This window comes from Actinomadura alba, from assembly GCF_014323705.1.
In the GTDB taxonomy this organism is placed as follows: Bacteria; Actinomycetota; Actinomycetes; order Streptosporangiales; family Streptosporangiaceae; genus Actinomadura_C; species Actinomadura_C alba.
In genome coordinates, this window is sequence record NZ_JABVEC010000005.1 from 103,942 (window position 1) to 116,840 (window position 12,899).

The 12,899-nt window shown below is 71.9% G+C and carries 7 protein-coding genes; 1 reads left to right on the plus strand and 6 read right to left on the minus strand.

Annotated elements, in window-relative coordinates:
- The first annotated feature begins 154 nt into the window (after positions 1-154).
- On the plus strand, positions 155-988 hold the full coding sequence (locus tag HKK74_RS09210) for a class I SAM-dependent methyltransferase (RefSeq protein ID WP_187242692.1): 834 nt from the start codon (positions 155-157) through the stop codon (positions 986-988).
- A gap of 346 nt (positions 989-1,334) precedes the next feature.
- Here the strand turns inward: HKK74_RS09210 and HKK74_RS40755 are convergent, their stop codons facing one another.
- The 6 genes from HKK74_RS40755 to HKK74_RS09240 all read right to left on the minus strand — a co-directional run bounded on the left by HKK74_RS40755 (position 1,335) and on the right by HKK74_RS09240 (position 12,881).
- On the minus strand, positions 1,335-4,328 hold the full coding sequence (locus HKK74_RS40755) for a helix-turn-helix transcriptional regulator (protein ID WP_281397712.1): 2,994 nt from the start codon (positions 4,326-4,328) through the stop codon (positions 1,335-1,337).
- Positions 4,329-4,409: 81 nt separating this feature from the next.
- Positions 4,410-8,783: an ATP-binding protein gene (locus tag HKK74_RS40760; protein ID WP_281397713.1), complete on the minus strand. Its 4,374-nt coding sequence runs from the start codon at positions 8,781-8,783 to the stop codon at positions 4,410-4,412.
- 208 nt (positions 8,784-8,991) lie between these two features.
- The gene (gene argS, locus HKK74_RS09225) at positions 8,992-10,737 is read right to left on the minus strand and encodes an arginine--tRNA ligase (RefSeq protein ID WP_187242693.1); all 1,746 of its coding nucleotides are present in this window, start codon (positions 10,735-10,737) and stop codon (positions 8,992-8,994) included.
- Positions 10,738-10,811: 74 nt separating this feature from the next.
- Complete coding sequence (gene plsX, locus HKK74_RS09230) at positions 10,812-11,903, minus strand: phosphate acyltransferase PlsX (RefSeq protein WP_187242694.1); 1,092 nt, start codon at positions 11,901-11,903, stop codon at positions 10,812-10,814.
- Between the two features lie 108 nt (positions 11,904-12,011).
- Positions 12,012-12,407, minus strand: a complete 396-nt coding sequence (locus HKK74_RS09235; RefSeq protein ID WP_312881365.1) for a hypothetical protein — start codon at positions 12,405-12,407, stop codon at positions 12,012-12,014.
- 69 nt (positions 12,408-12,476) lie between these two features.
- Positions 12,477-12,881 (minus strand): hypothetical protein, encoded by a 405-nt coding sequence (locus tag HKK74_RS09240; protein ID WP_222722063.1) that lies wholly within the window; start codon positions 12,879-12,881, stop codon positions 12,477-12,479.
- Positions 12,882-12,899: the final 18 nt, after the last annotated feature.

Here is a 12,899-nt window from a genome sequence, read left to right on the forward strand (position 1 = left end):
AAACCCGGGATGGGGTGTGATGGAAGCGGCGCCGATCGACCGGCGTTGCTTCAGCGGTCCCGGCTCCCGATAGTCTTGCCCGATGCCTGGCCGCGTCGGCAGACGGCCACACCCTCTCAGCAGTCCGAAGAGCGCACTCCAGCGAGCGGAACGTATGCAGTCACCACCGAAGAAGAACCTTGTCGCCCGTAGCCTCGTCAAGCTTCTGGGCAGCCGCCCGCCGACCACCCCCACCGCGAGCGAGGGCGAGAGCATCCAGCCGGCCGCCGGGGACGTCGTGCAGCCGGCGGCCGGCGAAGGGGCGCTGGAGAACCATCTCGGTGGTGATGAGGCCCGCAACTACCGGCAGTACGAGTACGACATGGTGGCCCCGCACGTCGGCCGGTCCCTGCTCGAGGTCGGCTCGGGCCTCGGGCACTTCTCGGAGCAGTTCGCCGGGCGGCTCGACTACCTCGTGGTCAGCGACAACGACCCGTACTGTGTCGGTGAGCTGCGCAAGCGCTACGGAACCGACGACGAGGTCGAGGTGCTCGACCTCGCGCTGCCCGCGGAAATCAAGATCAAGCGCAAGGTCGACACCGTCGTCATGATGAACGTCCTTGAGCACATCAAGGACGACGTCCAGGCGCTCAAGGACCTGGCGTCCATCGTGGAGCCCGGCGGGCGCATCGTGATCTGGGTGCCCGGCTATATGCAGCTTTACGGCGACTTCGACCGCAAGGTCGGTCACGTCACCCGCTACACCCCGAAGACCCTCGAGGCGTCGGTCCGGGCCGCCGGGCTCGAACCCGGCGTGCTCAAGCCGATCAACTTCCTCGGCGGCATCGCGTGGTGGCTGGCCGTCCGGCGCGGCGGCGCCGGATACCCCGACCCCAGGCTGGTCAAGATCTACGACCGTACGGTGATCCCGACCACGCGGGCGATCGAGCGGGTGATCAAGCCCCCGTTCGGCCAGACGGTCTTCTGCGTCGCTCGCGTACCCGGCTGAGCGCTGAGCACGGCGGCCGGCCACGCCACCAGCGGAAAGATAGGTAGCCGCATCGGGCATCGTCCCGATGCCGGCGGCATGTCCGCGGGCCGAGACTTCGGAGTGGCCACACGGGTCACCGGCCGGTGCCGGCGACCAGAGGCGGCATACGTGCCGCGTCGATCGCCCCGCCGGACGCAGGCCCCCAGCACCCGTGCGGCCGACCGGTTCGGTGGCGGGAGCGTGGGAGGGGAGGCTCCTGCCACCGAATCCCCGTCCCGGGCTCCCCGTGGCCGACGTCCGTCCACCGGCGTCCGGTCACCGACGTCCGGTCACCGGCGTCCAGGTCACCACGTGGGGGTGGCCCTCAGTCGAAGAGCTGAAGCCGGTGCGCCACGGCGGCGGCCTCGCCGCGGCCCGCCACGCCCAGCTTGCCGAGGATGTTCGAGACGTGGACGCTCGCCGTCTTGGCCGAGATGAAAAGCTCGTCGGCGATCTGCCGGTTGCTCCGGCCCTCGGCCACCAGCCGCAGCACCTCGCGTTCCCGGGGCGTCAGTCCGGCCGACGAGTCCGGTGCCGGTGACCGGTCCGTCAGCGAGATCCTCGCGCGCCGCGCCAGGTGGTCGATCTGCCCGCGCAGCGGTACGGCTCCCAGCCGGTCGGCCACCTCGGCCGCGCGGCGCAGCCGTCCGGCCGCGCCCTCGCGGTCGCCGTCGCCCGCGGCGGCCTCGGCGGCCCGGACCAGCGCACACGCGAACGGGTACGGATCGCCGAGGTCCTCCCAGGCGCCCGCGGCCGCGTCCCAGGCCGTACGGTCGAGCATGCCGGCGGCGCGGGCGGACTCGGCGGCGAACGTCGTGGCGTAGGCCGCCATCGCCCGCCCGCTCGCCGAGAGGCGGTCGGCGAGCCCGCGCAACTCCGTGCGCAGCACGGTCGCGCGTACGAGCAGGGCGTCGTCACGGACCGTGTCGGCGTCGGTCGCCACCTCGGCACAGGCCCTCATGGCCGAGACTAGGACCGGCCATGAGAACCGCGGACGCACGGTGAGGTCCAGGGTCGAGACGGCATGATGCACCCGGTCCAGTGCCGCCGCGATGTCACCCTCGGCGAGCCGCCAGTCGATGAGCAGCCGAATGTACGGCAGCCCGTCCTGCGGGATGGCGTGGTCGGAGGTGAACGACGCGGGCATCGCCCGCATCGCGTCCGCCACGGCCGCCATCTCACCGCGGGCGAGAGCGAGGGTGCCGACCGCCAACAGCAGGTAGCCGGACAGGGAGACCGCGGGATCGAGCTCCAGGCCCTTCTGGAGGACCTGGTCGGCCTCGGTCCAGCGCCCCGCCGAGATCAGCGACTCCGCGAGGTTGCCGGCCAGGAAGGGTCCCTGTATGCGGGCCCGGCCGACCCGCTGAGTCAGCTCGAATCCCTCGCGGGCGGCCTCGATCGCGAGGTCATGGCGGCCCGCGCTCTCGAGCATGTGGGAGATGTTGATGAGGCTTCGCAGCACGAGAAAGTCGGAGCCGAGCTCCTTGGCCTCGGCATGGGCCTCGTACAGATCCCGCAGGTTCTCCTCGATGTCGCCGCCGCCCTCGCCGGCGGCGATCGTGGCGAGCGTCACGATGGCGTCGACCGCGATCGTCCGGTCGCCGAGCCGTCGTGCCAGCGACAGGGACTCCGCGCTGAACGCCTGGCACTCCTCGTCGAGACCGCGCAGCAGAAGCTGGCAGATGAGCCGGGCCAGCACCGTGGCCCGGGCCAGGGTCGGCCCCGCGGCGAGCCGCTCGGCCTTCCGCAGGTCCTGTAGCTGCTCCGGGAGCATCCCCTTGTAGCCGCGCAGACGCGCGCGGCAGGTCAGCAGCAGGGCCACCCGCTCAGGGTCGCGCTCCTCATCGAGTTCGGCGAGCGCCGCCCGGACCATGGCCAGGCCGCGCTCGACCTCGCCGCACGCGGTGGCCGCCTCGGCCGTGAGCAAGAGCACGTCCACCTGGTCGCTGCCGACGAGTTCGGCCGTGTTCGGGACGCGGTCCCACAGTTCGAGGACCCGTCCGAGCATCTCGACCTGCTCCGCGTACGCCAGCGAGGCCGCCAGAGCGGCGGCGGCCCGCCAGGCCGCGAGCAGGGCGCGTTCGTTGTCGTGCGCGGCGTACCAGTGCTGGGCGAGGGTGACGGCGGCGTCACGGGTCGCGGCCATGCCCGGCTCCGTCTCGATGACCTCGGCGAATCTGCGGTGCGTGCGGCTGTGTTCGCCGGGCAGCAGGTCCTCGTGGACGGCCTCGCGGATCAAGGCGTGCCGGAACGTGTAGCCGTCGGTGCCGGCGACCAGCACGTTGCCGTCGACGGCCGGGCGCAGGGCGGCGGTCAGCGCCCGGTCGTCCAGGCCCGACACCGCGGCGAGCAGCTCGTGCCCGACGCGCTCTCCGCCCGCGCTGGCCGTACGCAGCAGCTCCTGAGTCTCCTCCGGCAACCGCTGCACTCCGGCGAGGAGCAGATCGCGCAGGGACTCGGGCACCCCGCCGCCCGGATCGCCCGCGCACCCGGCGGTCGCCTCGACGAACAGCGGAATCCCCTCGCTACGACCGTAGACCGCTTCGACCAGGCCGGGCTCGGCCGGGCGGCCGAGGATTCCGCCGAGCTGCGCGGCCACCTCGCCCCGGGCGAGGCGAGGGAGGTCGAGCCCCACGACGCCGCCGACCCGGCCCAGCTCGGCCAGCATCGGCCGCAGCGGGTGCGCGCGGTGCAGATCGTCCGACCGGTAGGTGACCAGGAGCATTACGGGGCCGTGCCGCAGATTGCGGATCAAGAACGTGAGGAGGTCGCGCGTGGACCGGTCGGCCCAGTGCGCGTCCTCGATCACGAGAACGAGCGGTGCCCGCTCGGCGAGCCGCTCCAGCAGGGTGAGCATCTGCTCGAACAACCGCACCCGCCCGGTCTCGGCGTCGGGCTCGGCGGCGATCTCGCCGAATCCGGGCAGAAGCCTGGCCAGATCACGGGTGGTGCCACCCGGCATGAGGGCGGCGATCTCATCGAGGCCGATATCGCGTACGAGCTGGCGGAGCATGGCCGTGAAAGGTGCGTAGGGCAGGCCCGCCGAGCTCAGCCAGAGACAGCCGCCGACGATGACGCGGGCGGTCGCGTGCGCACCGTCATCCGAGCCGTCAGAGCCGTCGGCGGAGCCGACCAGGTCGACGAACTCGTTCACCAGCCGGGTCTTGCCGACCCCGGCCTCGCCTCCGAGCAGCACCGCCGCCGGTGCTCCTTGGCGGACCGCCGTGTAGAGGTCGGTCAGCATGGCGAGTTCGGCGGTTCGCCCCACGAACACGGGGCTCACCACGCTGGGGTTCATGTCGTCCAGTACCTCGGTCATCTCGGGCACCCGATCCTCGGCGGCAACCTCACACCAGGGTCGCCCTAAGGCCACCGGTGCCGCTTCGGGCAGATGCCCTATCTAGGTCTTGTGCGGGGTCTTAGTCGTGCCTCGCCCGGTGGCCGGGGCCTGCTTCGTGGCCGGGGTCTTCCCGCTGGCCACCCGTCTTCGCCGATCTTGTGCGGTGTCCGGCTCGAAGAGCCGCAGGCGGTGCGCGGTCGCCGCCGCCTCGCCGCGTGCGCCGACGTTGAGCTTGCTCAGGATGTTGGAGACGTGCACGCTCGCCGTCTTGACCGAGATGAAGAGCGTCTCGGCGATGTCGCGGTTGCTGCGCCCGTCGGCCACGAGGCGGAGCACTTCGAGCTCACGTGGCGTCAGGCCGAGCGGGGCGGCGTCGGCGGGACCCGCGGTGACGTTGAGGCGCGTGCGCCGCGACACCTCGTCGATCCGCTTCAGCAGGGGGTGGGCGGCGAGCCCGTCGGCCAGCTCGGCGGCCCGGCGCAGCCGGGGCGCCAGACCGTCCCGGTGCCCTTCCGCCGCGGCGGCCTCGGCGGCCCGGGTCAGGGCCCACGCGAGCCGATAGGGGTGGCCGAGGGCCTCCCACGCGTCCGCGGCGGCGTCCCAGGCGGAGCGCGACGGGGTACGGCGGAACTCGGCGGCCTCCGCCGCGAAGGCCAGCCGGTGGGCCCGCTGGACCGGGCCGCGCGCGGCCAGCCCCGCGGCACGCGCCTCGATGGCCGCGAAGGCATCCGCGTCGCGGGCCTCCGTGCACGCGCGCGCGCCGGCGACGAGGGCCGGCCATGCGTACCGGCCGTCGTCCACCAGACCGGGATTCGCGATCACTGGCTGGACGGCCGAGATCGCCTCGTGCGGATTCCCGCGCGCGAGGTGGAGCTCCGCCTCGAGCCGGGCGGTGTAGAAGTGATTCTCCGCACGGGGGCCGGCGCCGCGCGCGGCCGGGTTCGACACCGCCGCGAGTGCCGCGTCGGCCCTGTCGAGATCGCCTCGGGCGAGCGCGATCTCTGCGGCCAGTTGCCGCAGGTAGTCTCGGGGGTTCGGCGCCGGGCCCTGCTCGAGGGTGTGCTCGATCACGGCCAGGGCCTCGTCCCAGCGGCCGACCGACACCAGCGGGTCGGCGAGGTTGATCGCCAGCCCGGTGCCCGCGACCCGGGCCAGCCCATGGTGACGCGCCTTCTCGACACCGAGCCGGGCCACCTCGATGGCCTCTTGGTGCCGGCCCATCCCCTCGAGGAGATGAGACCGGTTGACGGCCACCCGCAGCACCGGGCGGTAGGACCGCGCCCGTTCGGCCAGTAGGGCGACATCGTCCAGGCGGGCGAGCATTTTCTCGTCGTCCGCCTCTTCGTCCAGGTAGATCAGGGTGAGCAGGGCGCTCACCTCCGCGGCGGCGTCACCGGCCTCGCGGGCCGCCAGGGCGGCCTCTTCGGCGATGCGGCCCGCCTCATCCGAGACGGCGAACTTGTAGGTCTTCTCGGCCAGGCTGGCCAGCGCCCGCGCGCGGACCACGCTGGGCGGCCGGGCGGGGATCAGCCGGATCGCCTCGCGCAGGTCCTCGAGCCCCTCGGCCCGGTTGAGGCTCAGCGACATACGGCCGCGCTGTTCGAGCAGCCCGGCCGCCCGGACCGGGTCGCCGATCTCCTTGAGCGCCGCGGTGGCGAGTTTGATCCCGCGCTCGCCGTCCCCCGCGAGGTCCGCCGCCGAGACGCTGTCCTCCAGCACTTCGCCCAGTTCGCGGCCGATGTGCTCGGCCGCTCCGGGCACCCGGTCCCACAGCTCCAGCACGCGTGAGAACATCTCCAGGGCCTCGGCGTAGGCGGCCGCCTTCCGGGCCTCGCCCGCCGCCCGCCAGGCGCTGATGAGGGCCCAGGTGGCGTCGTGCGAGCGATACCAGTGATGGGCCAGCTCGACCGCGAGCCTCCTGGCCGGCAGCAGCGTCGGATTGCCCTCCAGCGCCTCCGCGTAGCGGGCGTGCAGCCGGCTGTGCTCGCCGGGCAGCAGATCGTCCTGCACGGCCTCGCGGATCAGGGCGTGCCGGAACGCGTACCGATCCCCCTCGACGACGAGAACGTTCGCCGCGACGGCCGGCCGCAGCGTCCGGTCCAGTGCGGCGGCGTCGAGCCCGGACACGGCCGCGAGCAGGGCGTGCTCGATGTGGTCGCCCCCGCCGCTCGCCACGCGGAGCAGTTCCTGCGCGTCCTCCGGCAGCCGCCGCACGCCGGCCAGCAGCAGATCGCGCAGCGACTCGGGCAGTTCACCGGCCGGGCCGCCGTCCTCGGAGTTCAGCAGCACCTCCACGAACAGCGGGTTGCCCTCGCTGCGCGTGTAGACCTGCTCGACGAGCTGCGCCGAAGGTTCGTGATCGAGTATTCCGTGCACCAGATCGGCGACCTCGCGCCGGCTGAGCCGCGAGAGCTCGACCCGGTCGACCCGGTCGACGCGTTCCAACCCGGCCAGCAGGGGGCGCAGCGGATGAGAGCGGTGCAGTTCGTCGGAACGGTAGGTGACGACCAGGAGCAGAGCGGCGGCGCCGTCGAGGTTGCGGATCAGGAAGGTGAGCAGATCGCGGGTGGACCGGTCGGCCCAGTGGGCGTCCTCGATGACGAGAACGGTCGGCGTGTCCTCGGCCAGCCCCTCCAGCAGGGTCAGGACCACCTCGAACAGCCGGGCTCGTGCCTCTCCGCTGGTCGCGTCGGGCTCCGGTTCGCCGAAGTCGGGCAGCAGCCTGGCCAGCCCGCTCGCCGCCGAGTCGGGCAGCAGCGCGGTGACGCCGTCGGCCCCCATCTCGCGTACGAGTCCCCGCAGCACCGTGGTGAACGGCGCGAACGGCAGACCGTCGGCGCCCAGTTCGAGACATGCGCCGAGCAGCACCCGCGCCCCGGCGGACTGGGCGCGGTCACCGAACTCCCGGATCAGCCGGGTCTTCCCGACACCGGCCTCACCGCCGACCAGCACCGCGCTCGGCGCGCGGGCGAGCGCCTCGCCGAGGCGTTGGAGTTCAGGGGATCGGCCGATGAGCATGGGGCTGACGACGCGCACACTCACGTGCCCAAGGATGCCAGCATATGGTGGAAAAAGATAAGGATTAACTGGCCAGTCCGGGGACCCGATGCGGGCGTGGGGCTCAGGGCGGCACCCGGGGGTTACGTGGTGCCGAATCTGTGCCTCACGTGGAAAGACGCAGAAGACCACGGTGTGTAGATAGTCCCCAACTGTGGAATAGATGTCCCCGTAACTGATCGTCACGGGGGGGAGATCAGTGGCTACCAAAACAGGTATGTCGGCGACCGCCGGTCGAACGACGGCAGCGAGTCGCACGAAGAGCACGGCCGCGAGGAGAACTTCGGCCAGCGCCGGAGCAGCCGGCAAGGCGGCTGCCAAGAAGGCCACGACGAGGCAATCCACGGCTAAAAAGGCTCCGAGCCGAAGAACCTCGGCAGCGAGGTCGACCGGGCGCACCGCCACGACGGCGCGCACGGGGGGCACCACGGCCCGCAAGAAGAGCACCACGGCGCGCACGAGGAGCACCACGGCACGGGCGAGGAGCACCACCGCACGGGCGAGGACCGCCACGGCGACCCGGGCGAGGACCGCGGCCAGGAAGGCCGAGGCCATGCCACCGGTCGAGGCGGTCAGAGAGGTGCCGAAGAAGGCCACGTCCGTGGCCTCGAAGGCCATGTCGGCCATGGGCAACGTGGCGTCGTCCGAGCGGACGATGAACGTCGCCATGACCGTGATGACGACGGCGACCAAGGCCATGACCGCCACGGCCAGGGCCTTGAACTCGCTGGCGTCGGCGATGCGAGCGGCCAAGCCCGAGATCTCGGTCGAGAGGGCCCCACGGGCCAGATCGACGACGGCGCGGAAACCGGCCGCACGCAGGAGAACGCGGACGACGGCGGCGGCCACCCGTCGCAAGCCGACCGCCACAACCCAGATCACTTCAAGGGCGAAGGCGGCCGCGCGACCGAAGGCGACCGGGCGAGCGAAGACCGCCGCGGCCACTAGGCCGTCGGGAACGCGAACGACGGCCACCGCCGCACGGAAGGTGACCGGTGCCGCGAAGACGGCGGCCAAGCGCACGTCGGCGACCGCGCCGAAGCGGGCGACGGCCACCGCCGCGCGGAAGACGACCGGTGCGGCCAAGACGACCGCCAAGCGCACGTCGGCGGCCGCCGGGCGGTCGAGGACGACAGCGACGGCGAAGACCGCGCCGAAGCGGGCGACGGCCACCACGGGTCGGAAGACGACCGGTGCGGCCAAGACGACCGCCAAGCGCACGACCGCCACCGCCGGACGCTCCAAGGCCACCGCGCCGGCGAAACCGGCCGCCAAGACCAGGACGCCGGCGAGGCCGTCGCCGAAGGCCAAGGCGGCCGAGCGCGGAACCGAGAGCACCACCGCCAGGCCGATGCCGGCCGAGTCCAGGGGCGCCATGGAACGTCCCGGCGGCTCGATGGCACCCGGCTCTTCGACGGACCGGCCCGCGAATGTGCGCGCGAGTCAGTCGGCCGGCGAGAACGGCGGCTTTCTCTCGGGCCTCGTCGAGCATGACCGACCATGAGTGAGCCCGGGGACCGGGCTCGGAACCGGATCAGGAAGGGGAGGCCAGGACCGGCGCCGAACGACACCGCGATGAGCGCGGCTACATACGATCCGGTGCGGTGACGCCGAGGAGATCGAGGCCCTTGACCAGGGTCCTCAGCGTCAGCGCGCACAGGGCGAGGCGTGATGCGCGCACGGCGGGCTCGACGTCGTCCTTCAGCACGGGGCAGTTCTCGTAGAACGTGGTGAAGGCGGACGCCAGCTCGAAGACGTAGGCGCACAGGCGGTGCGGCTCGGCCGTCTCGCCGGCGAGCGCGACGGCTCCGCCGAAGCCGAGCAGCCGGAGCGCCAGCGCGCGCTCGGCCGCGGTGCCGAGGGCGATGGGGCCCGGTGTGTCCTGCGGGTCCACGCCGCCCTTGCGGAAGATCGACCTGATCCGCGCGGTGGCGTACTGCAGATACGGACCCGTGTTGCCCTTGAACGAGATCATCCGGTCGAAGTCGAAGACGTACTCGCTGTCCAGGGCGACCGAGAGGTCGGCGTACTTCACCGCCCCGACACCGACCGCCTCGACGATCGCCTGCCTGGTGCGCTCGTCGAACGGCTCGTCATGCTCGATCTTGTCGAACTCCTGGCCGGCGCGTTCGACGGCCTCGTCGATCAGCTCGCTGAGCTTGATCGTGCCGCCGGCGCGGGTCCGCAGGATCTTGCCGTCGGTGCCGAGCACGTTGCCGATCTGGGCGTGCTCCAGCCGCATGTCCTCGGGGACCCACCCGGCCATCCGGGCGACCGCGAACACCATCTGGAAATGGAGGCCCTGCGACGCGCCGACCACGTAGATCGCCCGGTCGATCTTGAGGTCGTCGGCCCGGTACCGGATCGTGGCGAGGTCGGTGGTCGAGTAGTTGTAGCCGCCGTCCCGCTTGCGGATGATCACGGGCAGCGGTTCGCCCTCCCGGCCGGTGAATCCGGGCGGGAACGCGCACAGCGCGCCATCGCTGATCACTGCGATGCCCTTGTCCTGGAGTTCCGCCGCCGTGGCGGCGAGCAGGTGGTTGTAGAAGCTCTCACCGCGGATGTCCTCGTCGGTGAGGCTGACGCCGAGCCGCCCGTAGATCCGGTGGAGGTACTCCTTGGACAGATCGACCAGTTCCTGCCAGTGCCGCAGGGTGTCGGCGTCGCCGGCCTGGAGCCGTACGACCCGTTCCCTGGCGCGTTCGGCGAACGCGGGCTCGGTGTCGAACTTCACGCGGGCCGCCTGGTAGAACGAGTTCGGATCCGTCTCCAGCAGCCTGGCCTCGGCCGAGTGCTCGCCGACGTCGAGCAGATGCTCGATCAGCATGCCGAACGGGGTGCCCCAGTCGCCGAGGTGGTTGTCACGCACCACCGGGTGGCCCAGGAACTCCAGGATCCGCGCGATCGCGTCCCCGACGATCGTGGTGCGCAGATGCCCTACATGCATCTCCTTGGCCACGTTGGGCGAGGAGTACTCGACGACGACCTTGTGGGGGTCGTCGGTCACCGGGACGGCCAGCCGCTCGTCGCCGTGCATGATCTGGGCCTGCGCCGCGATCCACTCCTCGCTGAGGGTCAGGTTGACGAAGCCGGGCCCGCTGACCTCGATCGCCGTGCACAGGTCCGCGACGTCGAGCCTGGCCACGATCTCGCCGGCCACGTCGCGCGGCTTTCGGCCCAGGCGCTTGGCCAGGGGCAGGGCCACATTGGCCTGGAAGTCGGCGAACTGCGAGGGCCGGATGACCGGGTCGGTGTCCGCGTACTCCGGTCCGAAGGCGGCGGCGAGCGCGGCCTGGACACGGGCGGCGAGAACGAGTTGCGGATCGGACATGGTCCAAGGTTATCGGCGGTACGGGCCGGCCGCCCAAACATATGAGCCCCCGGCACGGCCCCATGCCTTCGGGATCAGTCGGCGGACGGCGGCTCGTCGCGCTCCGGGGCCGGGTGATCACGGTCGCCGTGCCTGCGGCCGAACCGCGGCGGGCGGGCGGCGGCGACCTGCTCGCGGATGCGCTCGACGATGTTCCCCCGTACGAGGTCGTGCGCGAGGACGCACGCCGAGGTGATGGCCTTGGCGTTCGAGGCCCCGTGCGCGATCACCACGGTGCCGTTCAGGCCCAGCAGCACGCCGCCGCCGTACGTACCGGAGTCGAGCCGGTCCCGCAGTTCACGCAGCGGGCGGCGCTGCATCGCGGCGCCCATCCTGGCCCGCCGGCTCGAACCGATCGCCGCCTCGACCTCGGCGAGCGCCAGACGCACGGAGCCCTCGATGGTCTTGAGCGCGACGTTCCCGGTGAAGCCGTCGGTGACGACCACGTCGACCTTGCCCCCCAGCAGATCGTCGCCCTCGATGTTGCCGACGAACTCGATGCCGGGGGGCGCCGCGGTCAGCAGCTCATGGGCGCGACGGATCAGCTTGTTGCCCTTCCCCGGCTCGGCGCCGATGGTGAGCAGGCCGACACGTGGCCGGTCCACACCGTGCCGCACTTGTGCGTAGGCCGTGCCGAGGGCGGCGAACTGCACCAGGGTCTCGGGCTTGACGTCGGCGGTGGCCCCGGCGTCCAGCAGCACCGTCGGGCGCGGGCGGGTCGGCAGGACGACGGCGATCGCCGGGCGCGTCACGCCGTGCTGGCCGCGCAGCCGCAACCGCGAGGTGGCGACGACCCCCGCCGTGGTTCCCGCCGACACCAGCGCGGATGCCCGGTTCTGCCGGATCAGCCGGCAGGCGATGGCGACCGACGAGCGCGGCTTGCGCCGGCTGGCGAGCGCTCCTTCGTCCATCGCCAGTGCCTCGTCGGCGTGTGCGATCGGGATCTGCCCGGCGACGCCGAGCCGGTCCAGCTGCTGCTTGATCCGTGGTGCCTGCCCGACGAGAATCAGGCGTACGTCATGTTCCCGGACCGCGGTGACGGCCCCCGCGATGATCTCATCGGGGGCGTGATCACCACCCATCGTGTCGACGGCCACCGGCCCGGGAGAAACGGCGCTGCCGGGCATGCGTGCTCCTGGATCAGGGGTGGGAAGGGTGTCGGCGCCGTCTACGCGCCGTGAATCATGGTAGGGCCACCGGCCTTTCCGCTGATCACTAAACGTCCGCGCGAACGGTCAACCCTTCTTCGCGCGGCAGTCGGCGCCGAGGCATCTCGCGTTCTGCACGAGAGGGCGGCCATTGAGGAGGATCGTGAAGTACTCCTCCTTGGCCTTGTCCTCGGCCGTGCCGATCACCTGAACCCGCTTGCTGTCCGTGGTGGCCCCATGGCAACTGACCCGCATGTGGCTCTTGGTGTGACCCGGCATGCTCTGGCAGGTCAGCGGGCTGCTCAGATAGTGGCCGCGGGAGCGGAGCTCGTCGCCGGCGATCGCGGGAGTCGCGGCGAGCAGGGCGGTCTGCGACTTGTGCCGGAGCTCCTTGGCCTCGAAGATCATCAGAAGGGCGGCCAGGACGGCGCAGATCATGCAGGTGCCGATCAAGGCCACGATGGCGGCGACGACTTTTCTCACACTGCTTAGAGTCGCCACCGGCGGCACCGCTCACCCGTGGTCCCGGGCGAGTTTTCCGCCGAATTGACCTCACCTCGCCGTGATCTTGTCGCAGCCCCGGCCGAGGCAGGATCTCCGGAGCACGCCACGGCCGGCGACCTTGATGACGTACTCCTGCCGGGGGTGTGCGGAATCGGCGTTCCAGGCGATCCCGGTCACCGAGACGGGCCGCCCGTCGATGGTCCGCCCGGTGCAGCTCACCCGTACGACCGCCATGCCGCCGCCCGGCGGCAGCGTGCAGTCCAGGGTGCCCCGCACGTGGTAGCCGAGCCCGCGCAGTTCGGCCTCCGCGCCCGTCGCCACGGCGTTGCGGAAGGACTGTGTCGAGATCTCCCGGGCCACGCCGCAGCCGCACAGGGAGACGGTGAGGGCGGTGGCGAGGGCGACGACGAGGACGGGGCGGGGGCCGGGGGTGTGCGACGCCGCCGGTCTCATGAGGTTCCGGAAGGCCCT